Origin of the sequence: Leifsonia sp. NPDC080035 (assembly GCF_040050925.1) — a bacterium.
GTDB lineage: Bacteria > Actinomycetota > Actinomycetes > Actinomycetales > Microbacteriaceae > Leifsonia.
This window is the reverse complement of sequence record NZ_CP157390.1, coordinates 2,441,255-2,466,021: the sequence shown is the minus strand read 5'-3', so window position 1 is coordinate 2,466,021 and position 24,767 is coordinate 2,441,255. Positions and strand designations below refer to the sequence as shown.

The 24,767-nt window shown below is 69.5% G+C and carries 25 protein-coding genes; 11 read left to right on the top strand and 14 right to left on the bottom strand.

Translation table 11 applies throughout. From position 1 onward, the window contains the following. Window positions 1-21: 21 nt before the first annotated feature. Window positions 22-1,224, bottom strand: coding sequence for an MFS transporter (locus AAME72_RS12030; protein ID WP_348786793.1), 1,203 nt, complete (start codon window positions 1,222-1,224; stop codon window positions 22-24). A gap of 87 nt (window positions 1,225-1,311) precedes the next feature. On the opposite strand from AAME72_RS12030, the gene AAME72_RS12025 reads away from it, so the two are divergent. Then, on the top strand, window positions 1,312-1,626 hold the full coding sequence (locus tag AAME72_RS12025) for a helix-turn-helix transcriptional regulator (RefSeq protein ID WP_348786792.1): 315 nt from the start codon (window positions 1,312-1,314) through the stop codon (window positions 1,624-1,626). Between the two features lie 29 nt (window positions 1,627-1,655). Here AAME72_RS12025 and AAME72_RS12020 read toward each other — a convergent pair whose 3' ends face one another. The 11 genes from AAME72_RS12020 to AAME72_RS11970 all read right to left on the bottom strand — a co-directional run bounded on the left by AAME72_RS12020 (window position 1,656) and on the right by AAME72_RS11970 (window position 13,260). Continuing rightward, the gene (locus AAME72_RS12020) at window positions 1,656-1,928 is read right to left on the bottom strand and encodes a PTS sugar transporter subunit IIB (protein WP_314146945.1); all 273 of its coding nucleotides are present in this window, start codon (window positions 1,926-1,928) and stop codon (window positions 1,656-1,658) included. Then, complete coding sequence (locus tag AAME72_RS12015; protein WP_348786791.1) at window positions 1,925-2,386, bottom strand: PTS sugar transporter subunit IIA; 462 nt, start codon at window positions 2,384-2,386, stop codon at window positions 1,925-1,927. The genes AAME72_RS12020 and AAME72_RS12015 overlap by 4 nt, the downstream gene beginning before the upstream one ends. A 24-nt stretch (window positions 2,387-2,410) precedes the next feature. Then, window positions 2,411-3,532 carry an adenosine deaminase gene (locus AAME72_RS12010; RefSeq protein WP_348786790.1) on the bottom strand — a complete coding sequence of 374 codons (1,122 nt, stop codon included), beginning with the start codon at window positions 3,530-3,532 and terminating at the stop codon, window positions 2,411-2,413. Window positions 3,533-3,587: 55 nt separating this feature from the next. After that, the gene (locus AAME72_RS12005; protein ID WP_348786789.1) at window positions 3,588-4,892 is read right to left on the bottom strand and encodes a thymidine phosphorylase; all 1,305 of its coding nucleotides are present in this window, start codon (window positions 4,890-4,892) and stop codon (window positions 3,588-3,590) included. A 14-nt stretch (window positions 4,893-4,906) separates the two neighbouring features. Next, entirely contained in the window at window positions 4,907-5,344 is a 438-nt protein-coding gene (locus AAME72_RS12000; protein ID WP_348786788.1) for a cytidine deaminase, read from the bottom strand. Then, window positions 5,341-6,630 (bottom strand): ABC transporter permease, encoded by a 1,290-nt coding sequence (locus AAME72_RS11995; RefSeq protein WP_348786787.1) that lies wholly within the window; start codon window positions 6,628-6,630, stop codon window positions 5,341-5,343. The genes AAME72_RS12000 and AAME72_RS11995 overlap by 4 nt, the downstream gene beginning before the upstream one ends. After that, complete coding sequence (locus AAME72_RS11990) at window positions 6,627-7,919, bottom strand: ABC transporter permease (RefSeq protein ID WP_348786786.1); 1,293 nt, start codon at window positions 7,917-7,919, stop codon at window positions 6,627-6,629. The genes AAME72_RS11995 and AAME72_RS11990 overlap by 4 nt, the downstream gene beginning before the upstream one ends. After that, window positions 7,916-9,436: an ABC transporter ATP-binding protein gene (locus AAME72_RS11985; RefSeq protein ID WP_348786785.1), complete on the bottom strand. Its 1,521-nt coding sequence runs from the start codon at window positions 9,434-9,436 to the stop codon at window positions 7,916-7,918. Before AAME72_RS11985 ends, AAME72_RS11990 begins: the two co-directional genes overlap by 4 nt. A gap of 209 nt (window positions 9,437-9,645) precedes the next feature. Next, window positions 9,646-10,728: a BMP family ABC transporter substrate-binding protein gene (locus AAME72_RS11980; protein WP_348786784.1), complete on the bottom strand. Its 1,083-nt coding sequence runs from the start codon at window positions 10,726-10,728 to the stop codon at window positions 9,646-9,648. Between the two features lie 199 nt (window positions 10,729-10,927). Beyond that, window positions 10,928-12,058: a magnesium and cobalt transport protein CorA gene (locus AAME72_RS11975; RefSeq protein ID WP_348786783.1), complete on the bottom strand. Its 1,131-nt coding sequence runs from the start codon at window positions 12,056-12,058 to the stop codon at window positions 10,928-10,930. A 47-nt stretch (window positions 12,059-12,105) separates the two neighbouring features. Then, window positions 12,106-13,260, bottom strand: coding sequence for a glycosyltransferase family 1 protein (locus AAME72_RS11970; protein WP_348786782.1), 1,155 nt, complete (start codon window positions 13,258-13,260; stop codon window positions 12,106-12,108). Between the two features lie 74 nt (window positions 13,261-13,334). Here AAME72_RS11970 and AAME72_RS11965 point away from each other — a divergent pair, with 74 nt between their 5' ends. Continuing rightward, complete coding sequence (locus tag AAME72_RS11965) at window positions 13,335-14,459, top strand: sugar phosphate nucleotidyltransferase (protein ID WP_348786781.1); 1,125 nt, start codon at window positions 13,335-13,337, stop codon at window positions 14,457-14,459. An 8-nt stretch (window positions 14,460-14,467) separates the two neighbouring features. Here the strand turns inward: AAME72_RS11965 and AAME72_RS11960 are convergent, their stop codons facing one another. Beyond that, window positions 14,468-14,692: a hypothetical protein gene (locus AAME72_RS11960; RefSeq protein WP_348786780.1), complete on the bottom strand. Its 225-nt coding sequence runs from the start codon at window positions 14,690-14,692 to the stop codon at window positions 14,468-14,470. Window positions 14,693-14,863: 171 nt separating this feature from the next. On the opposite strand from AAME72_RS11960, the gene sdhC reads away from it, so the two are divergent. The 4 genes from sdhC to AAME72_RS11940 are packed head-to-tail and all read left to right on the top strand — an operon-like array spanning window position 14,864 to window position 18,317. After that, entirely contained in the window at window positions 14,864-15,280 is a 417-nt protein-coding gene (gene sdhC / locus AAME72_RS11955) for a succinate dehydrogenase, cytochrome b556 subunit (protein WP_348786779.1), read from the top strand. Window position 15,281: 1 nt separating this feature from the next. Continuing rightward, window positions 15,282-15,725 carry a succinate dehydrogenase hydrophobic membrane anchor subunit gene (locus AAME72_RS11950; protein WP_348786778.1) on the top strand — a complete coding sequence of 148 codons (444 nt, stop codon included), beginning with the start codon at window positions 15,282-15,284 and terminating at the stop codon, window positions 15,723-15,725. Between the two features lie 25 nt (window positions 15,726-15,750). Then, window positions 15,751-17,556: a succinate dehydrogenase flavoprotein subunit gene (gene sdhA / locus AAME72_RS11945; RefSeq protein ID WP_348786777.1), complete on the top strand. Its 1,806-nt coding sequence runs from the start codon at window positions 15,751-15,753 to the stop codon at window positions 17,554-17,556. Then, the gene (locus tag AAME72_RS11940) at window positions 17,556-18,317 is read left to right on the top strand and encodes a succinate dehydrogenase iron-sulfur subunit (protein WP_314146929.1); all 762 of its coding nucleotides are present in this window, start codon (window positions 17,556-17,558) and stop codon (window positions 18,315-18,317) included. The genes sdhA and AAME72_RS11940 overlap by 1 nt, the downstream gene beginning before the upstream one ends. Window positions 18,318-18,386: 69 nt before the next feature. Here the strand turns inward: AAME72_RS11940 and AAME72_RS11935 are convergent, their stop codons facing one another. Beyond that, window positions 18,387-19,391: an NAD-dependent epimerase/dehydratase family protein gene (locus tag AAME72_RS11935; RefSeq protein ID WP_348786776.1), complete on the bottom strand. Its 1,005-nt coding sequence runs from the start codon at window positions 19,389-19,391 to the stop codon at window positions 18,387-18,389. A gap of 268 nt (window positions 19,392-19,659) precedes the next feature. Here AAME72_RS11935 and AAME72_RS11930 point away from each other — a divergent pair, with 268 nt between their 5' ends. The 5 genes from AAME72_RS11930 (at window position 19,660) to AAME72_RS11910 (ending at window position 24,731) form a co-directional block, all read left to right on the top strand. Further along, window positions 19,660-21,708 (top strand): hypothetical protein, encoded by a 2,049-nt coding sequence (locus AAME72_RS11930; RefSeq protein WP_348786775.1) that lies wholly within the window; start codon window positions 19,660-19,662, stop codon window positions 21,706-21,708. 120 nt (window positions 21,709-21,828) lie between these two features. Further along, window positions 21,829-22,212 carry a hypothetical protein gene (locus AAME72_RS11925; RefSeq protein WP_348786774.1) on the top strand — a complete coding sequence of 128 codons (384 nt, stop codon included), beginning with the start codon at window positions 21,829-21,831 and terminating at the stop codon, window positions 22,210-22,212. A gap of 35 nt (window positions 22,213-22,247) precedes the next feature. Beyond that, window positions 22,248-22,565 carry a DUF4190 domain-containing protein gene (locus AAME72_RS11920; protein ID WP_348786773.1) on the top strand — a complete coding sequence of 106 codons (318 nt, stop codon included), beginning with the start codon at window positions 22,248-22,250 and terminating at the stop codon, window positions 22,563-22,565. Window positions 22,566-22,649: 84 nt separating this feature from the next. Further along, window positions 22,650-23,885 (top strand): YihY/virulence factor BrkB family protein, encoded by a 1,236-nt coding sequence (locus tag AAME72_RS11915; protein ID WP_348786772.1) that lies wholly within the window; start codon window positions 22,650-22,652, stop codon window positions 23,883-23,885. Between the two features lie 9 nt (window positions 23,886-23,894). Continuing rightward, window positions 23,895-24,731 (top strand): exodeoxyribonuclease III, encoded by an 837-nt coding sequence (locus AAME72_RS11910; protein ID WP_348786771.1) that lies wholly within the window; start codon window positions 23,895-23,897, stop codon window positions 24,729-24,731. Window positions 24,732-24,767: the final 36 nt, after the last annotated feature.

The following is a 24,767-nucleotide window of genomic DNA, read 5'->3' as shown; positions in this document are numbered from 1 at the left end:
CCGCCGAGCACAGGAAAGAGGTCAGCTTTCCGCGCGATTCGCGACCTTTTCCCTGTGCTCGGCCGCCGCGGCCTGGGCTCGTCGCGGGGCGCGCGCGGCGTAGCCGAGGACGAACGCGGCCAGCGCGGCCGCCGTCACGATCGCGCCCGCGAAGGGCACGGCGACGGCCCCGCCGGCGGCGAGGGCGAGCGTTCCGATCGGCGGCGCGATCGCGATCCCGACGTACATCGCGGTGGAGTACCAGGACAGCGCGAGCGCCGAACTCTCCGGGTCCACGTTCACCAGCCGGTGCTGCACCGGGATGGCGATCGCGAACGCCGCGACGCCCCAGATCGCGAACACCACGATGGATGCGGCGAACGACGCCTCCGCGAACGGCAGTGCGAGCAGGGCGAGCGACTGCACCGCGAGCGCGGTCACCGCGACGCGGCGGTTGCCGAACCGGTCCGTGAACGGGCCCGCCACGGCGTTCCCCGCGACCCCGGCCACGCCGTAGGCGAGAAGCAGCACCGCCAGCAGCGTTCCCGATCCCCCGGTGGATGCGCGGGTGACGGCCGCGGAGAAGATGTAGACGATGTTGAAACCGGCGACCATCAGCAGCGTCGTGGCGAGCGGCGCCACGACGCGCAGGTCGGCGAGCGGCGCGAGCCGGCGGCGCAGCGAGACCGCGGCCGTCGTCGGGACGCCGGTGACCACGAGCGGGATGGCGGCGACGAGCAGCACGCCGATCGCGACGATGCACCACATCGCGAAGCGCCAGCCGGCGAGGCCCCCGAGCGCCGTCCCCAGCGGGGAGCCGACAGCGGTCGCGAGGGTGAAGCCGGCCCCGACCAGCGCGAGCGCACGGCCGCGCTTCTCCGGCGCGGCGAGGGAGGCGGCGGCCGCGGTCGCGGTGGGCACGAGCGCGGCGCCGCCGATGCCCGCGAGCGACCGCCCGGCGATGAAGACCCCGAGGTTCGGGGCGAGCGCGGCGACCGCCGTTCCCGCGGCGAACACCCCGAGCCCCACCGCCATCAGCGCCGCCCGCGGCATTCGCGGCAGCAGGATGGACACGGCGGGAGCGGCGACCGCGACGAGCAGGGAGTAGATCGTGATCGAGTAGCTCACCGCGGTCGCGGTGGAGCCGAGTCCCTCCGCCACCTGCGGCAGCAGGCCCGCGATGACGAAGGCGTTGGTGCCGACCACGAACATCGCGGCGGCGAGCACCGAGAGCTTCAGGGTCACTCCGCGGTATGATTGTTCGACGAGTGTCATACCGTTACGGTACGACTATTGTTCGATGACTGTCAAACTATTTTTCGAGGCGCCCGCATGTCCGACTACCCCAGCCCTCCGATCGAGGATGTCGAGCTGGTGGATGTGCTCCGCGCGGTCGCCGATCCCATCCGCCTGCAGATCGTGCGCGCCCTGGCGGACGGGCGACCCCACCCGAAGGCGATGACCGAGTGGGGCGTCGACGTCCAGAAGTCCACCATGGCGCACCACTTCAAGACGCTCCGCGAGGCCGGCGTCACACGCACCATCGTCACCGGGCGCACGCACGAGATCCAGCTGCGCCGCGAGGAGCTCGACGCCCGCTTCCCCGGCCTCATCGACGCCCTGATCGCCCGAGACGGGATCGCCTGAGACGGGATCGCCGGCGTCACCCGACCGCTCTAGCCCAGCGCCTCGTCCAGCTTCTGCTCGAGCTCGTCGAGGTCGAAGTAGTTCTGCACGACGATCACGTCGGCGTTCGTCTTGCCGATCCGGTCCACAAGCTCGGGCGACGTCAGGATGATCTGCGCGTCGGCGGCCGCGGTCGCGATCGAGGCGGCGTCCGCCGCGGTCACGTCGGCGTCCAGGCCCAGCCGGTCGAGCACCCGCTCGGCGTTCACCTTGAGGATGCCGGAGGTGCCGACCCCGACGCCGCAGATGGCGACGATCTTCACCGCGCCGCCTCCTCCTCTGTGAGGGTCAGGATGCGCTGGACCTCCTCGACACCGGTCGCCGCCGCGAGGGCGGGGATCGACTCGGGGTCGTTGAAGACGTTCGCGAGTTCCGCCACGCTCGTCACGTGCGCCTCCGGCGTCGTGACCGCGAGGCCGAGGACGACCGAGACCGGGTCGTTGTGCGGGTGGCCGAACACCACCGGCTCGTCGAGGATCACCACCGACAGCCCGTCCCGGTTCACGTCGGGCCCCGGTCGCGCGTGCGCGAGTGCGAGACCCGGCGCGATCACGATGTACGCGCCGAACTCCTCGATCACCTGGATCATCCGGGCCGAATAGCCCTGCTCCGTCGCGCCGGAACGCGCGAGCGCCTCACCGGCCAGCTCCACCGCCTGACGCCAGTCGGCGGCGTGGGCCCCGACGGTCACGGCGGAAGCGGGCAACGGTGGCAGTGGCATGAAACCAGCGTATCGCCCGAGGGCTCAGGAACCCTCGAAACCTGCTGTGATGATCTCCGCGAGCTCCTCACGTTCCTCCACCGGCAGGAAGGAGCCGGCGGCGGCGTTCAGCTGGAAGATCTCGAGGTCGGTGCGGTCGTAGGCGAACGCGTCCGCCAGGATGCTGAGCTCCCTGGTGAGCGTCGTCCCGCTCATCAGGCGGTTGTCCGTGTTCACGGTGACCCGGAAGCCGAGCTGGTAGAGCAGGTCGAACGGGTGGTCGAGGATGTCGTTCCCCCACGCCGCGATCGCCCCGGTCTGCAGGTTCGAGGTCGGGCTGGTCTCCAGGGCGATCTCGCGGTCCTTCACCCACTGCGAGAGCGTGCCGAGCGTCACGTAGGTGTTCTCGTCGTCCTGGCGCTCCACGGTGATGTCCTCGGCGAGGCGCACGCCGTGGCCGAGGCGCAGGGCACGCCCGTCGAGCAGGGCGCTGCGGATGCTGTCCAGGCCGTCCGCCTCGCCGGCGTGCACGGTCGTCGGGAAGAACTGCGACGCGAGGTAGTCGAACGCGGCGCGGTGGTTCGACGGCGGGAAGCCCGCCTCGGGGCCGGCGATGTCGAAGCCGACCACGCCGTTGTCGCGGTGACGGACGGCGAGCTCGGCGATCTCGAGGCCGCGGTCGTTGTGGCGCATGGCCGTGACCAGCTGCCCGACGCGGATGCGCTTGCCGGTCTCGCGGACGTCCAGGATGCCCTGCTCGATGCCGTCCTGCACCGCCTCGACGGTCTCGTCCAGGCTGAGTCCGCGGGACAGGTGCTGCTCGGGCGCCCAGCGGATCTCGCCGTAGACGACGCCGTCGGCGCCGAGGTCCTGCACGAACTCGCGGGCGACGCGGGAGAGTCCCTCTCGGGTCTGCATCACCGCGGTGGTGAGGTCGAAGGTCTTCAGGTACTCCACGAGCGAGCCGGAGTTCGACTTCTCGCCGAACCAGGCGGCGAGCGAGGGGGCGTCGCTCGCGGGCAGCTCGAGGCCGATCTCGTCGGAGAGCTCCAGCACGGTCGACGGGCGCAGGCCGCCGTCCAGGTGGTCGTGCAGCGAGACCTTGGGGAGCGCACCGATGTCCGTCCCGTCCGCCAGCGTGTAGGTACCGTTCTCGTTCGCGCTCATGTCCTTCAATCTACCGGTGGTCTCGTTGCCTCGGCCAAGCGCCGTGTGCGGGTTGTCAGGAGATGCGGTCGGCGATGAGCGGGGTGCGCTCGAAGGGGGTGCCGGCGGGGGCGATGCGGTACGCGCCCTCCAGTGCCTCGAGCGCGCGCTCGAAGCGGGCGGGCTCGTCGGCCGACAGCGTGAACAGCGGCTGGCCCTTCCGGACGGTGTCGCCCGGCTTCGCGTGCAGGTCGACGCCCGCCGCGTGCTGCACCGGGTCCTGCTTGCGGGCGCGGCCCGCGCCGAGCCGCCAGGCCGCGATACCGAACGGCAGCGCCTGCTGCTCGACGAGCACGCCGTCCTCCTCAGCGACCACCGTGTGCGTCTCCGCGGCGACCGGCAGCGGCGCATCGGGGTCGCCGCCCTGGGCGCGCACGGTCTCGCGCCACTTGTCCATGGCGCGGCCGTCCTTCAGCGCGGCCTCGACGTCGGCGTCCGGGCGGCCGGCGAGAGCGAGCATCTCCCTCGCCAGCGCCACCGTCAGCTCGACGATGTCGGCGGGACCGCCGCCGGCGAGCACCTCGACGGACTCGCGCACCTCGTTCGCGTTGCCGATGGCGAGGCCGAGCGGCACGTTCATGTCGGTGAGCAGCGCGGACGTCGCGACGCCCGCGTCCTTACCGAGCTCGACCATCGTGCGGGCGAGCTCGCGCGAGGCCGCGATGTCCTTGAGGAACGCTCCGGACCCGAACTTCACGTCGAGCACCAGGGCGCCGGTGCCCTCGGCGATCTTCTTGGACATGATCGAGGAGGCGATCAGGGGGATGGCCTCGACCGTCCCGGTGATGTCGCGCAGCGCGTAGAGCTTGCCGTCGGCCGGCGCGAGGCCGGAGCCCGCGGCGCAGATGACGCCGCCGGGGCCGCGCAGCTGCTCGAACATCTCCTCGTTGCTGAGGTTCGCCCGCCAGCCGGGGATGCTCTCCAGCTTGTCCAGCGTGCCGCCGGTGTGGCCGAGGCCGCGGCCCGAGAGCTGCGGCACCGCGACGCCGAACGAGGCGACGAGCGGCATCAGCGGCAGCGTGATCTTGTCGCCGACGCCGCCGGTGGAGTGCTTGTCGGCGGTCGGCTTCCCCAGCCCGCTGAAGTCCATCCGCTCGCCCGAGGCGATCATGGCGAGCGTGAGGTCCCTGATCTCGCGCCTGCTCATCCCGTTCAGGAAGATCGCCATCGTCATCGCGGACATCTGCTCGTCCGCCACGTAGCCGCGCGTGTACGCGTCCACCAGCCAGTCGATTTCGGCGGTGGTCAGCTCGCCGCGGTCGCGCTTGGTCCTGATCAGGTCGACGGCGTCGAACGCCTCGACCGTTCCTGCGGTCGTCACGGATGTGTTCCTGTTCAGTCGTTCTCGTGCTCGGCCGCGTAGGCGGCGAGCTGGCGCGGCCCGAACGCGTCGGGCAGCACCTGGTCGATGGTCCGGATTCCGGAGACGGTCTCCAGCAGCATCCCCTCGGCGGAGTGCTCGTACAGCAGCTGGCGGCAGCGTCCGCACGGCATCAGCGTCGCCCCGTCGCCGTCGACGCACGTGAACGCGACGAGGTGTCCCCCACCGGTCATGGCGAGGGAGGAGACGAGACCGCACTCGGCGCACAGCGTCACGCCGTAGCTGGCGTTCTCGACGTTGCACCCGCTGACGATGCGGCCGTCGTCGACGAGCGCCGCCGCTCCGACCGGGAACTTCGAGTACGGGACGTACGCGTGCGACATCGCCTCGTTGGCGGCGGCGCGCAGCGCATCCCAGTCGATGGGCTCCGGTGCCGGGTTCGCGGTCGTCATGATTTGATGTACGGCTTTCCGTCGGCCGCCGGCGCACGGGAGAGCCCGACGAGGCCCGCGACGGCGAAGATCGTGATCACGTAGGGCAGCATCAGCATGAACTCGCTCGGAACCGGCGAGCCCATGATGCTGAGCACGTTCTGCAGGTTCGACGCGAAGCCGAACAGGAGCGCGGCGAGCGTGGCGCGGATCGGGTCCCAGCGACCGAAGATGACCGCGGCGAGGGCGATGAAGCCCTGACCGGCCGTCATCTCCTTCGAGAAGGCGCCGACCGAGCCGAGCGTGAAGTACGCGCCACCGAGGCCGGCGACGGCTCCCGCCAGCGACACGTTCCAGAACCGGGTGCCGTTGACGTTGATGCCGACGGTGTCCGCGGCCTCCGGGTGCTCGCCGACCGACCGCAGACGCAGGCCCCAGCGGGTCTTGAACAGACCGAACCAGACCAGGAAGATCGCGATGTACATCAGGTACTCGATGATCGTCTGGTCGAAGAGCACCTTCCCGATCACCGGGATGTCGCTGAGGATCGGGATCGGCCAGTTCGGCAGCCGCGGCGGGTGGTTGAGCCTGGACGGGTCGGCCGCGAGCACTTGGGAGTACAGGAAGCTCGTCAGACCGGTGACGAGCACGTTCAGCACGACGCCGACGATCACCTGGTCGACCAGGTACTTGATCGAGAACGCGGCGAGCACGAACGACACCAGCACGCCGGCGATCATCGCGGCGAGCAGTCCGACGACCCAGCTGCCGGTGAGCGTCGCGGTCATCGCCGAGACGAACGCGCCGGCGAGCAGCTGCCCCTCGATGGCCACGTTGACGACGCCGCCGCGCTCGGAGATGACGCCGCCGAGGGCGCCGAAGACGAGCGGGACGGAGAGCGTGATCGTGCCGAGCAGCAGTCCGGTGACCGGCACCGGCAGCTGACCGGACCCGGCCCAGGCGAGGAACCCGAACATGAAGATCAGGGCGAAGAGCACGACCATCCAGATCGGCGTCTTGCGCGCCCTCCAGGAGAACCAGGCGCTGACAGCGGTCAGCACCGCGAGCAGGACGGTGACGACGATCGTCGTCGCGAACGCGTCGACGGTGAGGTTCGCCAGCTTGATCGCGTCGCCGGCCTCGGAGAACCGGAACGTCGCGTCGCCGTGACGCGGGAACGCGAAGAAGAGGATCAGGCTGAGCAGGACGAAGATGCCGAAGGCGATCGGAGCCTTCCAGGACCGGATCTCGGCCTTCTCGAGGACGATCGGCGAGGAGTCGGGAACGACGGGGGCCGCGGTGCTCACTTGGCCTCCACCTCCTTCGTGACGACGGGACGCGGTCTCCGGGGCGCGCTCCCCGGCGTCGGCAGGCGGAAGATCGCCCGCACCAGCGGCGGCGCGGCGACGAAGAGGACGATCAGCGACTGCATGACGAGCACGATGTCGATCGGGATGTCGTTGGCCGCCTGGATGGTGAAGCCACCCGCCTTCAGCGCACCGAAGAGCAGACCGGCGATGAAGACGCCCCACGGCCGCGACCGACCGAGCAGGGCGACCGTGATCGCGTCGAAGCCGATGCCCGCATCCACACCGGAGCTGATGCCCTGCGGGAAGACGCCGAGCGCCTGGCTGGCTCCGGCGATGCCGACGAGGCCACCGGCGATGAGCATGGCGTAGACGTAGATGTTCTTCACGTTGATGCCGGCGACCCGGGCCGCGTTCGGGTTCTCGCCGACGGCGCGGAACCGGAATCCGAGGCTCGAGCGGTTGATCAGCCACCACACCAGCACCGTCGCGCCGACCACGACCACGAACGCCCAGGTCACGTTGTACTGGTCGCCGAACAGCGGAGGGAACACCGCGTTCGGGTGGATGGCCGGGGCCTTCGGGTTGTTCGATCCCGGCGCCTGGAGCAGGCCCTGGGTGCGCAGCATGTAGGCGACGAGATAGAACGCGATGTAGTTGAGCATGATCGTGACGATCACCTCGTGCGCTCCTGTCCTGGCCTTCAGCACACCGACGATGCCCGCCCAGATCGCACCGCCCGCGATGCCGGCGACGACCGCGAGCACGAGGTGGATGACCGGCGGCAGGTTCCACGAGAAGCCGACCCATGCCGACGCGGCCGCCGCGATGAGGATCTGTCCCTGACCACCGATGTTGAACAGGCCGACGCGGAAGGCGAGGGCGACACCGAGACCGCTGACGATCAGCGGGGTGGCGAAGCTGAGCGTCTCCGTCAGCGGACGGATACCCGCGGCGAACGTGGGGCGGCGGAAGTTGTAGATGGCGCCCTGGAACATCGACACGTAGGCGTTGGACACGGACGTCCAGATCGCCGAGAAGGTGTCACCGGGGCGGGCGAAGAAGTATCCCGCCGCCTTCTGAACGCCGGGATCCGTGATCGCGATCAGGATGGCCCCCACGACGAGCGCGAGCACGACGGCGAGGATCGAGATGACCACCGGGCCGCCCATGATGTCGCGGATCGCCTTGTTCCAGCGGTCGTCGTTCTCCGGCTTGCCGGCCGGCGACGCGGGCTGCGTCGGCTGCGCCGGCGCGGCGGGCGCTCCGGCGGTCGGGGTCCCGGTCATGCTGCTGCTCCTGCCTGCTCCGGCGACTCGCCGGCCATCATGAGGCCGAGAACGTCACGCGAGGTGTCGCCCGGCACGATTCCTACGATCCCCCCGCGATACATCACGGCGATGCGGTCGGCCAGCGCGGCCACCTCGTCGAGCTCGGTCGAGACCACGATGACGGGGACGCCCGCGTCCCGCGTCTCGACGATGCGCTTGTGGACGAACTCGATCGAGCCGACGTCGAGCCCGCGCGTCGGCTGCGCCGCCACGAACAGGCGCAGGTCTCGGCTGAGCTCGCGGGCGAGCACCACCTTCTGCGCGTTGCCGCCGGAGAGCCTGCCGACCTTCTGGTCGATGGACTGGGTGCGCACGTCGAACTCGCGCACCTTCTCCTCGGCGAAGTCCTTGAGGTAGGAGAACTGGATGTTGCCGCCCTTGACGAACGGCTCCCCCGTCGAGCGGTCGAGCATCAGGTTCTCCTGGATGCTGAACTCGCCGACGAGGCCGTCCTCGTTGCGGTCCTCGGGCACGAAGCCGACGCCGGCGTCGAGCACCTTGCGCGGGCTGCGGCCCTGGATCTCCTTGCCGTCGAGCAGGATCCTGCCCTCCACGCGCGGCTGCAGGCCGAGGATCGCCTCGGTCAGCTCGGTCTGGCCGTTGCCCTGCACGCCGGCGATCGCGAGGATCTCCCCCGCGCGGACCTCGAAGCTCACCTTGTTGACCACCAGCTGGCCGATCGGGTCGATGACCGAGAGGTCGTCCACGACGAGCGCCGGCTCGCCGGGCTGCGCGGGCGCCTTCTCGACGGTGAGCGAGACGGCGCGGCCGACCATCATCGACGCCATCTCGGCATTGGTGGCGGTGGGCTCCGTCTCGCCGATCACCTTGCCGAGCCGGATGACGGTGATGCGGTCTGCGACCTCGCGGACCTCGCGCAGCTTGTGCGTGATGAAGACGATGGCGGTGCCCTGCTCCTTGAGCTGGCGCATGATCGCCATCAGCTCGTCGGTCTCCTGCGGCGTCAGCACCGCGGTGGGCTCGTCGAAGACGAGCACCTTCGCGTTCTGGGACAGCGCCTTGATGATCTCCACGCGCTGCTGGACGCCGACCGGCAGGTCCTCGACGACGGCGTCCGGGTCGACGTCGAAGCCGAACCGCGCGGAGATCTCGCGCACCTTCGCGCGGGCCGCGGCCAGGTCGAGGCGTCCGCCGAACTTCGTCTGCTCGTGGCCGAGCATGACGTTCTCGGCGACGGTGAAGACGGGGATGAGCATGAAGTGCTGGTGCACCATCCCGATGCCCGCCTTCATGGCGTCACCGGGGCCGGCGAAGTGCTGGACCTCGTCGTCCAGGAGGATCTCGCCCTCGTCGGCCTGGTACAGGCCGTACAGGACATTCATCAGAGTCGACTTGCCTGCGCCGTTCTCGCCGAGCAGGCAGTGGATCTCGCCGGGTTCGACCGTCAGGTCGATGTGGTCGTTCGCGACCAGGGCACCGAACCGTTTGGTGATGCCGCGGAGTTCGAGCTTCATTCGGGTGGGTTCCTTCTCTACTCGCCCGGGGTGAGCACAGAGACGTTGTGTGATCGCACGCGAAACGGCGGGGTGGCCTCGATGCGCACCCTCACATTACCTTCCTGCGCATATGTCAGTGTGTGCTCAAACGAGCGGCCCGGACAAGGGGCGACGTGCGACGGGGAGGCCAGCGTCCGCTGACCTCCCCGTCGAGTGCTGTCGTGTCGTTACTGCTTCGGCGACGACGGCGAGGTGACCTTGATCGAGCCGTCGATGATGCCGGCCTTGATCTTGTCCAGCTCGCCCTGCAGGCCCTTGTCCACCTTCGACTCGAAGTTGTGGAACGGGGCGATGCCGACGCCGTCGTTCTTCAGCGTGCCGACGTACGGCGTGCTGTCGAACTTGCCCTTGGCGGCCTGGGTGACCACGTCGTTGGTCGCCGGCTTCATGCCCTTCATCACCGAGGTGAGGAGCAGGTCCTTGACGCTGGGGTCGGACTGGTAGACGTCGGCGTCGACACCGATCATCGCGATCGGCTTGCCGGAGTCCTTGATCGCCTGCGCGGCCGACTGGTAGATCGGGCCGCCGACCGGCATGATGACGTCGGCGTTCTGGTCGATGATGCCCTGAGCCGTGTTCTTCGCGGTCTCGTTGGCGTCGAAGCCGCCGGTGAAGGAGCCCTTCTGGGTGTCGACGTTCCAGCCGACGACCTTCACGGACTTGCCCTTCTGGTCGTTGAAGTACTTCACGCCGTCCGCGAAGCCGTCCATGAAGATGGTGACGGTCGGGATCTGCATGCCGCCGAAGGTGCCGACGGTGTTGGTCTTCGAGTAGCTCGCCGCGGCGTAGCCCGCGAGGAACGCGGCCTGCGCGGTGTCGAAGATGATCGGCTTGACGTTGTCGGCCTTGATCTCGTTGTCGTCGATGATCGCGAAGTTGACGTCCGGGTTAGCCTTCGCGGCCTTCTCGGTCGCGTCCTTCAGCAGGAAGCCGACGGTGACGACCAGCTTGCAGTTCTGGTCGATCATGCTCTGGACGTTCGGAGCGAAGTCGTTCTCGCTCTTCGACTCGGCCTTCTTGTAGTCGACGCCGAGGGACTTCGCCGCCTCCTGCAGGCCCTCGTAGCCGAGCTGGTTGAACGAGTGGTCGTCGAAACCGCCGGAGTCGGAGACCATGCAGGGAAGGAAGTCGCTCTTCGCGGCTCCCGTGGTCGAGCTGTCCGACGGGGCAGCCGAGCACGCGGCGAGCAGCGACACGACGCCGACCGCCGCCAGACCGACGAGGCCGGCCTTACGGGCTGTGATTCTCAAGGTTGTCCTCCAAGATGCGTGACCGCGCGCAGGGACGCGGGCCAGGGTATGCAATGCACGTTACCGAATGTGACGAACCGCACCGTTCCAAAATCCGGCTTCTTCATGCAAGCGTTACAAACGCGCGCGTGGTTGGCACCTGCTCATTTGAGCACGGCAGAACGGTCCGCCCCAGCGTGGGGGACGGACCGTTCCGCACCTACAGCCAGCCACGCTTCTTGAAGATCGCGTACAGGAGGCTGCTGAGCCCGAGCATCGCCACCACGGCGAGCGGATAGCCGAGCGGCCACTGCAGCTCCGGCATGTGCGTGAAGTTCATGCCGTAGATGCCCGCGATGAGGGAGGGCGCGAAGAGGATCGCCGCCCAGGACGAGATCTTCTTGACCTCCTCCCCCTGCCGGTGCGTCGAATGCGCCAGACGCGTCATCTCCTCGTTCTGGCGCTCGGCGACCAGCGTCGAGTTCACCGTGAGGATGTCGCGCAGCAGGTAGCGGAAGCCGTCGACACGCTCGTTCACCTGCGTGAGGTGGTCGGCGACGTCGCGCAGGCGGCGCTCCAGCTCCTCGGTGACGCCGTACTTCGCGGAGCCGCGCTCCAGCGCGACCATCACGGAGGAGAGGGGATGCGTCGCCCGCTGGAAGTCGATGACCTCCCGCGACAGCTCGTAGATGCGCCGGGAGACCAGCGCATCCCCGCCGAACACCTGCGTCTCGATCTCGTCGATGTCGTTGGCGAGACCGGCGACGACCGGGCTGTACGCATCAACCACCGCGTCGATGATCGCGTAGAGGATGGCCTGCGGCCCGAGCGCGAGCAGCTCCCGCTCCCCCTCCATGCGCTGCCGCACGGTGGAGAGGTCGGGCGACTCGCTGTGCCGGACTGTGATCACGAAGTTCGGGCCGACGAAGAGGTGCAGCTCGCCGAAGTCGACCTCCTCCGGCACGTCCAGGTAGTTCGCCGCCTTGAGCACCACGAAGAGGACGGTGTCGTACCGCTCCAGCTTGGGCCGCTGGTGGGCGACGATCGCGTCCTCGACGGCCAGCGGGTGGAGGCTGAACTCCTCCGCCAGCGACATGAGCTCCTTCTCGCTCGGCCGGTACAGCCCGATCCACGCGACGCCGCCAGGCGTCGCGTCGAGGGCGCGGTAGGTCTCGGCCAGGGTGCGCGGGGACGCGACACGGACACCGTCGGCGTACACGGCACTGTCGACCATGCTGGACCGGCGGGCTGCAGGCTCGATGACGGCCTGCGGAGCGGTACTGGGAGGATCGACCCGCCGCGATCGGGACACGAAGGGCATCGGAATGCCGCGTCGGTTCAGGTTCGCCATCGTTCACCTCCAGGTGCTCGTTGAAGACGGCCCGGAGAAGGGGCCACCTAACTGTACGCGCGCTGTCTGCCCGCGGGCTGGACGTCGGCGGAGGCGTCCAGGATGACCCGCTCGTAGTGCCCGATCAGCTCGCCGCAGAGCGCGTCCCAGCCGCGGCCGAGCACCGCCCGGCGTCCGGCCTCGCCCATCCTCATCCGCAGCGGCGTGTCCTGCGCGAGCATCGCGACGGCGGCCCGCAGCGCGCGGTCGTCCGCGGGCGGATAGAGGAGACCGTCCGTGCCGTGCTCGACCAGGTCGACAGGGCCGCCGGCACGCGGCGCGACCACCGGCAGACCGGAAGCGTGCGCTTCCTGGACCGTCTGGCCGAACGTCTCCTCCGACCCGGTGTGGACGAAGACGTCGAGCGCGGCGTATGCCGTGGCGAGCTCCGCTCCTCCGAGCCGCCCGAGCCAGGTCACGTGCATCCCGCGCAGCTCGCGCTCGGCCGCGGGACGGGCGGGACCGTCCCCGACGATGGCGACCGAGACGCCCGGCAGCCCGCGCAGCGCGCGCAGCCGCTCCACCTGCTTCTCGGGTGCCACCCGCCCCACGTAGCCGACGACGACCTCGCCGTCCGGCGAGAGCCGCTCGCGCAGCGCGACCGCCTCCGGCGAGCGCCGGTTGTTGGGGTGGTAGCGGTCGAGGTCGACGCCGCGGCCCCAGCGGGCGACGCGACGGACCCCGGCCTGGCGCAGGTCGAACTCGGAGGCGGACGACGGCGCCAGGGTGAGGTCGGCGCCGTCGTGCACCCAGCGCACGTACTTCCAGGCGATGGCCGAGGTCATCCCGAGCCCGTTCCGTCTGGCGAACCCGGCGACGTCGGTCTGGTAGATCGCGACGGACGGCACGCCCAGCCGGTTGGCGGCGGCGATCGCCTGCGCACCGAGGAGGAAGGGGGATGCCGCGTGCAGCACGTCGGGCGCGAACCGCGCGAGGATGCGCTGGACCTGGGGGCTCGGCAGGCCGACCGGGAACTGCCGGTAGGCGATCGACGGCACCTGGTGGATGCGGAAGCCGGCGTACTCCCCCGGGGCCCCCGCGTCCGGGCAGATGACGATGGCCTCGTGCCCGGCGGCGGCCAGGTTGTCCAGCACCCGCAGGACGCTGTTCGTGACTCCGTTGACGGTGGGGAGGAAGCTCTCGCTGACGACGGCGATCCGCATGGGGCGAGTCTGCGCGCCCGCGGTGTCCCGGCCGTGAACGCCCGGTGTCCAGCAGCGCTCGGTATCCTTTCGCCATGACGACACCTCGCGGCACGATCGAGCGGTTCTACAGTGTCATCCCGGCCGGCGGGATCGGCTCACGCCTCTGGCCGCTGTCGCGGGCGGACGCGCCGAAGTTCCTTCACGATCTCACCGGCTCGGGGAACACCCTGCTGCGGGACACGTGGGAGCGCCTGGCGCCGATCAGCGGCGAGCAGCGGATCATGGTGGTCACCGGCCGCGCGCACCGCGCCGCCGTGGAGGCCCAGCTCCCGTCGCTGGCCGACCCGAACGTCGTCCTGGAGTCCGAGCCGCGCGACTCCACCGCCGCGATCGGCCTCGCCGCGGCCATCCTGGAGCGCCGGGAGCCCGGCGTCATCATCGGCTCGTTCGCCGCCGACCACGTGATCAGGAACCACCGGCTGTTCACCGCCGCCGTGCGGGAGGCGGTCGCCGCCGCCGACGCCGGCTTCATCACGACCATCGGGATCAAGCCGACGGAGCCGGCGGTCGGCTTCGGCTACATCCACTGCGCGGGGCCGCTCGAACTGTCGGGGGCGCCGAGCGCGCTCGCGGTCGGGTCGTTCGTGGAGAAGCCGGACCTGGCGACGGCGGAGGGCTACGTCGCGGACGGCTCCTACCTCTGGAACGCGGGCATGTTCATCGCCCGGGCCGACCGGCTGCTCGAGGAGATCGCCCGCACCAAGCCCGCGCTGCACAAGGGTCTCATCGAGCTCGCGGCCGCCTGGGACGACCCGGCGACACGCGGTCCCGCCGTCGACAGGATCTGGCCGCGGCTCGAGAAGATCGCCATCGACTACGCGGTGGCGGAGCCGGCTGCCGCCGCCGGCCGGCTCGCCGTCATCCCGGGCTACTTCGACTGGGACGACGTCGGAGACTTCGCCTCGCTCGCCAAGCTGAACTCGGGCGGCCGGAAGTCGGATCTCGCCATCCTCGGCGAGGACGCGCGCGTGCTCGCCGACTCCTCCAGCGGCATCGTGGTGAGTCAGAGCAAGCGGGTGATCAGCCTGATCGGCGTGCGCGACATCGTCGTCGTCGACACCCCGGACGCGCTGCTGGTGACCACGAGCGAGAACGCCCAGCGGGTGAAGGCCGTCGTCGACGCCCTCAAGCTCACCGGCTCCACCGACGTGCTCTGACGCGGGCGTCAATCGACGGCGGAGGGGCCGTTCTGCACGTCGCGCGCGATGCGGCTGATCTCGGCGTCGTCGAGCTGGATGCCCGCGTCCGTCAGGCGCTGGCGGAGCAGCCGCTCGCTGTCCTCCTGGGGCCGCAGCTGCATGTCGGCGCGCAGCTGCTCGACGATCCCGGCGACCTTGACGTCGACGCCGGCCTCGGTGCTCCCGTCCATCACGGGCTCGTCCTGTGTCATGCCGCAGAACGTACGCCGAGGCCGCCCGCGGTCAACCGGCGCGCGGGTCGAGTTATCTCGACGTCGAGATAACCAAGGTCACCCTAAGAAGCGTCGGTCGCCCCCGCGGCATAGACTTGGCAACGCGCTTCACGCGCCTTCCGTCAGCGATCCAACCAGGGAGGGTTGTTCGTGCCAGACCAAGCGGCAGGGACCCTGCAGCCGACCAAGACCCGGCCGGGCGGCACACTGTACCGCGGCCGTGAAGGAATGTGGTCCTGGGTGCTGCACCGCATCACCGGGGTCGCCATCTTCTTCTTCCTTCTCGTCCACATCCTCGACACCTCGCTCATCCGGGTCAGCCCGGAGGCGTACAACGCGGTGATCGGGACCTACAAGAACCCGATCATGGGGTTCGGCGAGATGGCGCTCGTGGCGGCGATCATCTTCCACGCCTTCAACGGCATCCGGATCATCCTCATCGACTTCTGGAGCAAGGGCGTCAAGTACCAGAAGGTCATGTTCTGGATCGTCATCGTGCTCTGGGTGGTGCTGATGGCCGGCTTCGTGCCGACGCAGCTCATCCACATCTTCTCGGAGGTGAACTGACGTGACGACGATTCAAGCGCCGCGCACGCCGGCCCGCCCGGCCCGCAAGGGGAACAACTGGGAGAAGTGGGGCTGGATCTACATGCGCGCCTCCGGCGTGCTGCTGGTCATCCTCATCTTCGGCCACCTGCTGATCAACCTCGTCCTCGGCGACGGTGTCAAGCAGATCGACTTCGCCTTCGTCGCCGGCAAGTACGCGACGCCGTTCTGGCAGGTCTGGGACCTGCTGATGCTCTGGCTCGCGCTCATCCACGGCGGCAACGGCATGCGCACGCTGGTGAACGACTACGCGTACAACCGGACGGTCAACCGCATCCTCAAGTGGGTCATCGCGGCAGCGGTGGTCGTGCTGATCGTGCTCGGCACGCTCGTGATCTTCACGTTCGACCCGTGCCCCGCCGGCGCCGCGGCGGCCGACCTCCCCTCGTTCTGCCCGGCCAAGTGAAGCGATTGACGGAAAACAAGAACCTGTGACTACGACTGAAACCACCGAATCGACCGTCATCGACGGCGTCCACTACCACGAGTTCGACATCGTCATCGTCGGCGCAGGCGGCGCCGGGATGCGCGCGGCCATCGAGGCCGGACCGCACGCCAAGACCGCGGTGATCTCGAAGCTCTACCCCACCCGCTCCCACACCGGCGCGGCGCAGGGCGGCATGGCCGCGGCGCTCGCCAACGTGGAGGAGGACAGCTGGGAGTGGCACACCTTCGACACCGTCAAGGGCGGCGACTACCTGGTCGACCAGGACGCGGCGGAGATCCTCGCGAAGGAGGCCATCGACGCGGTCATCGACCTCGAGAACATGGGCCTGCCGTTCAACCGGACGCCAGAGGGCAAGATCGACCAGCGCCGGTTCGGCGGTCACACCCGTGACCACGGCAAGGCGCCCGTCCGCCGCGCGTGCTACGCGGCCGACCGCACCGGCCACATGATCCTGCAGACGCTGTTCCAGAACTGCGTCAAGCTCGGCATCAACTTCTTCAACGAGTTCTACGTGCTCGACGTGATCATGAACGAGGTCGACGGTGTCGACCAGCCCGCGGGCGTCGTCGCGTACGAGCTGGCCACCGGCGAGCTGCACGTCTTCCATTCGAAGGCGATCATCTTCGCGACCGGCGGCTTCGGCAAGATCTTCAAGACCACCTCCAACGCCCACACCCTCACCGGCGACGGCGTCGGCATCATCTGGCGCAAGAAGCTCCCGCTCGAGGACATGGAGTTCTTCCAGTTCCACCCGACCGGCCTCGCCGGGCTCGGCATCCTCCTCACCGAGGGCGCGCGAGGCGAGGGCGCGATCCTGCGCAACGCCTCCGGCGAGCGGTTCATGGAGCGCTACGCTCCCACCATCAAGGACCTGGCTCCCCGCGACATCGTCGCCCGCTGCATGGTCCAGGAGGTGGCCGAGGGACGCGGTGCCGGCCCGCACAAGGACTACGTGCTGCTCGACTGCACGCACCTGGGCGCCGAGGTCCTGGAGACCAAGCTCCCGGACATCACCGAGTTCGCCCGCACCTACCTCGGCGTCGACCCCGTCGTCGAGCCGGTCCCGGTCATGCCGACCGCGCACTACGCGATGGGCGGCATCCCGACCAACAACAACGCCGAGGTGCTGCGCGACAACACCACGGTCGTCCCCGGCCTGTACGCCGCGGGCGAGTGCGCCTGCGTCTCGGTGCACGGCTCCAACCGCCTCGGCACCAACTCGCTGCTGGACATCAACGTCTTCGGCAAGCGCGCCGGCAACAATGCGGTCGAGTATGTGAAGACCGCGACGGCCGTCCCGCTCCCGGAGGACCCGGCCGCGTTCGTCCGCGGGATGATCGAGGGCCTGCGCTCCGGCACCGGCACCGAGCGGATCGCCGCGATCCGCAAGGAGCTGCAGGACGAGATGGACAAGAACGCGCAGGTGTTCCGCACCGACGAGTCGCTGGAGCAGGTGACCGGCACCATCCACCGCCTCCGCGAGCGCTACAAGAACGTCGTCGTCCAGGACAAGGGCAAGCGCTTCAACACCGACCTCCTCGAGGCCGTCGAGCTGGGCTTCCTGCTCGACCTCGCCGAGGTCGTGGTGTTCTCGGCCCGCAACCGCAAGGAGTCCCGCGGCGGGCACATGCGCGACGACTACCCGAAGCGCGACGACGAGAACTACATGAAGCACACGATGGCCTACCTGACCGGCGACCCGCACTCCGCCGACGCGGCGGACCACATCACGCTCGACTGGAAGCCGGTCGTCGTGACGCGCTACGAGCCTATGGAGAGGAAGTACTGATGTCGACCGCCGTACTGGAGACTCCACCTGCGCCCGAGGCGCCGGTCCAGTCGTTCACCGTCACGCTGATCATCCGCCGGTTCGACCCGGACGTGGACACCGAGCCGCGCTGGCAGGACTTCGACGTCGAGATGTTCCCGACCGACCGCATCCTCGATGCGCTGCACAAGATCAAGTGGGAGCAGGACGGCTCGCTCACGTTCCGCCGCTCGTGCGCCCACGGCATCTGCGGCTCGGACGCCATGCGCATCAACGGCCGCAACCGCCTCGCCTGCAAGACGCTGATCAAGGACCTGGACATCTCCAAGCCGATCTACGTCGAGGCCATCAAGGGCCTGCCGCTGGAGAAGGACCTGATCGTCGACATGGAGCCGTTCTTCGCGAGCTACCGCGAGGTGCAGCCGTTCCTCGTCGCGAACAGCAAGCCCGAGAAGGGCAAGGAGCGCATCCAGTCGGTCGCCGACCGCGCCCGCTTCGACGACACCACCAAGTGCATCCTGTGCGCCGCGTGCACCTCGTCCTGCCCGGTGTTCTGGACCGACGGCCAGTACTTCGGCCCGGCCGCGATCGTGAACGCGCACCGCTTCATCTTCGACTCGCGCGACGACAACGCGCAGGTCCGCCTCGACATCCTGAACGACAAGGAGGGCGTCTGGCGCTGCCGCACGACCTTCAACTGCACCGACGCGTGCCCCCGCGGCATCCAGGTGACGCAGGCGATCGCCGAGGTCAAGCAGGCGATCATGCGCGGCAAGCCCTGAGCCTCCCGCTCTGACGACACGCCCCTCGGCCCGCCGGCCGGGGGGCGTGGTCGTCTCCGGGCTCGTCGCTCAGCGCCGGGCCAGGTAGGCGTCCTCCGCGGCGTAGTCGAAGTCCGTGTCGCCCGCCTTCTGGGCCCAGGGGGCGTCGAGACCGAAGGCGACGACGGAGTCGATCGTCGGCCCGATCAGCTCGGCGTATGTCCCGGCCGGGCGGTACCCGATCGCCTCCGCGGCGCGCAGGTCGAGGGTGATCCCCGGGACGACATCCCAGGGATGCCAGCCGGGGGCGTCGCCGGGGACGAGCACCTCCTCCCATTCGTGCTCGAGGCGGTTGGCTACGGCACGCGCGATGTCCCGCCCGGTCGGGACGTCGGGGTCGGCGATGTTGAGCACCCGGCGCCCGGGGCTCTCACCGACGACCTGTACGAGCGCGGCGGCATTGGCCGCCGCCGTCGGATGGTCGAAGCCGCGTCCGTCGTGCGCGAGGAGCACGGCGCGACGGCCGTCGAGCACCCGGCGCACGAAGTGCCACTCGCGCGGGAGGGCGGCGCCCTCGCCGTGCACCTTGGACGCCCGGAGCACGCTCACCGGGTGCCCGGACTCGAGCAGGACGCGCTCGGCCGCCACCTTGTTCCTGCCGTAGCCGTCCCTGCTCCGGTAACGACCGTCCCAGGCAGGTTCGAGCGTCGCCGTGTCCTCGGTGACGGGGCCGCCGAAGTCCGGGCGTTCCGTCGAGTTGATGTGCCGGCCGTCCGCGTCGACGTAGACGGCCTTGCTGGAGAACATGGCGACCGACCCGATGCCGGGCAGGTGCGGGAGGAGCGAACGCGCATCGTCGGCGGTGAAGCAGTACGCGTCGACGAGTAGGTCCGCGCCGCCGCGGAGCACGTCGGCGAGCGCGGCCGCGTCTCGCCGGTCCGAACTCACGAACCGCGCGCCGGCCTCGTCGAGCGCGTCGGGAACGTGACCGGGATCGCGCCCGGTGACGACGACGCTCCAGCCCGCCCGAGCGAGACGGAGGGCGCTCGCGCGACCGAGCAGCCCTGTTCCTCCGAGGACGATGGCGTGCGGCATCCGGTCAGGGTAGCGGATCGGGCCATGGAACGCGTTGTTGTCTCCGCACGGAAACGGTGGCGCCGCGACACGGATATCCTCACGGGAGCGCCCCGGGCCAATGCGCCAGACGGCACGATTGTGATATCCCAGATCCGCATTCGACGTAGCCCGCGACCGGCTGGTCACGCTCGCGTACGGCTCGACATCGTCATACTGACGCCCGGTTTTCCTCGACCGCGACGCGCCGGCGTACCCTGACGGCACGTCACCGGAAAGGAACTCCGCCATGGTCAAGCGCTGGGTCGCCGCCCTGTGCACGGTCGCCACCGCGCTTGTGCTCGCCCTGGCGGTGCCGGTGAGCGCCGACGCAGCGCCGCCGTCTTACGTCGTCGGGCGCAAGATCACGATGCCATCGTCGGGAAGCGGGGTGGCGATCGATCCCGCGCGCGGTCTGATCTACGTGGCGACGAGAACGCTGAACACGGTCCTCGTCTACGACGAGGCGACGCTCTCGCTCGTGCGGACGATCACCGTTCCGAACGAACCGTATGCGATTGCCGCCGGGCCGACCGGTGTGGTCTATGTGAGTCAGTACACCGGTACCGGTGTCTCCGGATCGGTCGCGGTCATCCCGGCGGGCGGTGCGGCCGTGAGCACGAGCCTCCCGGTGGGGACCTCGCCCGTCGGCGTGACGGTCTCGCACGATGGCACCCGGCTCTGGGTCGCGAATTCCGGATCCCTGAGCGTCTTCGATCTCGCAGATCCGTCCGCACCGGCACCGCTCCCAGCCGTCCCGCTGCCCGGCCGAGCGGAGACGGTGACCGAATCGGCGGACGGCTCCCTGCTCTATCTGGGTAGCAACGCTTCTTCGGTCTACGTCATCGACACGGCAGCGGCAACCCTCGCCGCGACCTGGACAGGCCTCGGTGCCGCGCACCAGGTCACGCTGACGACCGATGGGTCGCACGCCGTGGTGTCGGACCAGACGCGGACGACCGCGTCGGTGTTCTCCACGGCGACGAACACGCAGACCCGCACCATTCCGATCGCGAACAGCTATTACCAGTCCCAGGATCCGGCCGCGGGTGCCACATTCATAACGCTGCCCTTCGGCACCGGCGGGGGCGCCGTGGCCATCGTCGACTCGCGCTCCGCGTCGCTGACCCAGACGCTGCCCGGCGTCACCGCGGCCTACTGGATCGCCACAGACCCCGTGACCCATCGCTCCTTCGCGACATCCATCGCGGCCTACACGCTCACCGAGATCGTTCCCGTACCACCCACCATCACCCAGAACCCGACCAGCCAGACCGTCTTCGACGGACAGCCTGCCACCTTCTCCGCACAGGCCACCGGAGGCGCGGCGCCGCTCTCCGTGCAATGGGAGTCGAGCACGAGCAGCGCGGGACCGTGGTCGCCGATCGACGGAGCGACGTCGGCCACATACACGATCCCCTCTGCACAGCTGAGCCAGAACTCCACCTTCTTCCGAGCCGTGTTCACCGACGCGGCCGGTTCGACCGCGACGACGACCTCCGCCGATCTCGTGGTCCTCCCGGTCGCTCCGACCGTCGTGACGGATCCCGCCGACACCACGGTCGGCATCGGAGAGACCGCGACGTTCACGGCGAGCGCGTCCGGCTCGCAGCCGCTGAGCGTGCAGTGGCAAGTCAGCGCCGACGGCACGACGTTCACGGACATCGCCGGAGCGAACACCGACTCCTACAGCCTCACCGCCGCCCAGGCAGACGACGGCATGCAGTACCGGGCCGTGTTCAGCAACCAGGCCGGCTCGGCGACGACGGCGGCGGCGACACTCACGGTGACCGTCCCGGCGCCCCCGATCGTGACCGAGGATCCAACCGACCAGTCCGTCACCGAGGGCGATGAAGCCTCCTTCACCGCGGGAGCAACAGGTGAGGCCGCACCACTGACCGTGCAGTGGGAGGTCAGCATCGACGACGGTGCCACGTGGGCACCGATCGACGGCGCCACCGCGGCGACCTACACGATTCCGGCCACGGCGCTCGGCCAGAACGGCAGCCAGTACCGCGCCGTCTTCACCGACGCTCTCGACCGCACCGTCACCACCGCGGCAGCGAAACTGACCGTCGCCGCCGTCGTGGTTCCGCCCGCGCCTCCTGCTCCCCCTGCACCCCCCGCACCGCCCGTGCCTCCCGCTCCCCCCGTGCCCCCCGCTCCCCCGGCGACGCCGACCGACCTCGCCGGCACCGGGAGCAGCCTGCCGACAGCGCTGCTCGCGCTCACCGGGGCTCTCGCCCTCGCCGGCGCCGCGCTGGTCGTCGCCGCGAGGCGCCGTCCGCTCAGGCGCTAGCCGCGCATCCCGCTGGGCCAGCGGTATGGACGCGGTCGCTGTACCCCGATAGAGTGTCATGCCGGGCCCGCCGTCGCGCCCACCCCCAACTCACCCGACTCTCGCCCGAAGGACTCCGCCATGCCCTCCGCCCACGACTTCTTCATCCTCGGCGACCACGACGCAGGGCGGCACCTCGTCGCCTCAGCGCTGCAGGCGCAGGGCTTCACCGTCACGGCCACCCCGACCGGCGGGCTGCTGGCGAAGCGCGGCAGCGCCGCCTCCACCTTCTGGCTCGGCGCCTTCGCCGGCAAGAACTTCCAGGTGTCCTTCCTCGTCGACTTCATGGTCGACACGGAGGGCCGCCTGGTCGCCCGCCTGAACCGCAACATGGCCTCAGGCGCACTCAAGGGCGGCGCCATCGGCGCCGCCAAGACCGACACCGCGTTCCAGGAGACCGCGAACGCCATCGCCGCCACCCTTCATCCCGCGGGTGTGCTGGCGGGCAGCGTGCCGCAGAACTGAACCCGACCCGTTTCCCGATCGGAGAACACCTCACCATGTCCGACCAGACGCCCGCCTCGTACCCGCCCGCGCCGCCGGCCGGCTACACCCCGTACCCCGCCCAGAAGTCGGGCACGAACGTGCTCGCCATCATCGCGCTGGTTGGAGCCTTCGTGTTCCCGCTCGCCGGCGTGATCTGCGGCCACATCGCCCTCAGCCAGATCAAGCGCTCCGGCGAGTCCGGCCGCGGCCTCGCGCTCGCCGGCCTCATCGTCGGCTACATCTACATCGCGTTCATCATCCTCATGGTGATCCTCGCGATCGTGTTCAGTGCCGTGGCCGCCTCCGCCGGCTACTCGTCGTACTCGTACTGATCCACCCGGCCGCGCGCCGCCCTCCGCGGCGCGCGGCCCGCTTAACCTCTCTTGCGCAGGCATCCCGCTCGCTATCCTTGCGGGGTGGCGAGGAACACTCGGAAGCCGGCTGAGCCGGACGAGGCGCTCCAGCGCGCCGAGGGGACGGTGCAGCCCGAGACGGAGGAGACGCTGAAGGAGCGCTTCCTCGACGCCGCCGAGCCGCTGCGCGAGCGCCTCGAGAAGCCGGTGGCCCGCGCCTCGCGACTGGCCAAGTGGGTGCAGAGCCTGCGGCCGTACCGCGTGTACATCAACTACTCGCATTCCGACGGAAACCTGCGGGCGGCCGGGATGGGCTTCCAGTCGCTGTTCGCGATCTTCGCGGCGATCTGGCTGGGCTTCTCCGCCGCGAGCATCTGGCTGAGCGGCAACCCCGACATCTTCGATGCGCTGGTCACCCTCATCAACAAGTCCGTCCCCGGCCTCATCCAGACCGGCTCGACGCCCGGCGTCATCAACGAGGAGCAGCTGGAGCAGGCGACCGGCTTCGGCTGGTACGGCATCATCGCGGCGATCGGCCTGCTCTGGACCGCGATCGGCTGGCTGTACTACACACGCCAGGCCGTCCGCGCGGTCTTCGGCCTCAGCCGGGACACCACGAACTATGTGCTGCAGAAGATCCGCGACCTCTTCCTCTCGCTGGCCTTCGGGGTCGTGCTCGTGTTCTCCGCCCTGCTCACGATCGCGAGCACCCAGGCGCTGACCTTCCTGCTCACCCTCGTCGGCCTGAGCCCCGACTCGTTCTGGGCGGGCGTCATCACCCGGTTCTCCGCCCTCCTGGTGTCGCTGCTGCTCAACATCTTCACGCTCGGTGCCATGTTCCGCGTGATGGCGAGGGTGGCCATCCCGTGGCGCAACCTCTTCTTCGGTGTGCTGCTCGGCGCGGCGGTGCTCGCAGGCCTGAGCGCGCTCGGCGGTCTGCTGCTCGGCAGCGCGACCAAGAACCCGCTGCTGGCCAGCTTCGCCGTGTTCGTCGGTCTGCTGCTCTGGTTCAATCTGGTCTCCCGGGTGATCCTGCTCTCGGCGTCCTGGATCGCGGTCGGGATGTTCGACCGCGGTCTCTCGCCGCGGATGATCACTCCGGAGCAGGCGGCGGCCGAGCGCGCCGCCGCCGAGTACAAGGCGCGCGTGCTGGTGGCGCGAGCGGAGCTCGACGACGCGAAGAACGAGCTGCGCCGGGCCCGCCTGCTCGGCCGGTTCCCGGCCCAGCGTCGTGTCGAGAAGGCGGAGCACCGGCTCAACGATCTGCTCGACGAAGGGAGCGTCGGCCGTCCCCGGTAGGCTTGATCCATGCCAAGCAAACCCCTGCGCATCGCGACGGTGAACGTCAACGGCATCCGTGCCGCCTTCCGCAAGGGGATGGGCTCCTGGCTGGACACGCGCGACGTCGACATCCTCGCCCTGCAGGAGGTGCGCGCGTCCACCGAGGACCTCCAGTCGCTGCTCGGCGACGACTGGGACATCGTGCACGACCCGGCGAGCGCCAAGGGGCGCGCCGGCGTGGCGATCGCCAGCCGGCACCGCGCGGCCATCCACCGCGTCGAGCTCGGCCCCACCGAGTTCGACAGCGCCGGGCGCTGGCTCGAGGCCGACTACGAGGTGGCCGGGAAGGTCGTCACGGTCGTGAGCACCTACGTGCACTCGGGCGAGGCGGAGACCGACAAGCAGGTCGAGAAGTACAAGTTCCTCGACGCGATGGAGGCCAGGCTGCCGGAGCTGCAGAAGCACAGCGAGCTCGCCGTCGTCCTCGGCGATCTCAATGTCGGGCACCGCACGCTGGACATCCGCAACTGGAAGGGCAACGTCAAGCGTGCCGGCTTCCTCCCGGAGGAGCGCGCATACTTCGACCGCATCCTCGGCGCGGAGGACGACGCTGCGTACAACGCGGGCGCCGGCCTCGGCTGGGTGGACGTCGGCCGCAAGTGGGCGGGCGAGGTCGACGGCCCGTACACCTGGTGGTCGTGGCGCGGTAAGGCGTTCGACAACGACTCCGGCTGGCGGATCGACTACCAGCTGGCCACTCCCGCCCTCGCGGCGACGGTGAAGCACTACGCGGTGGACCGTGCGTCCGCCTACGACGAGCGATGGTCCGACCACACCCCCGTGGTCGTCGACTACGCGCTCTGAGTAGACCATCCGCACATCCACCGAACCGAAGGCACG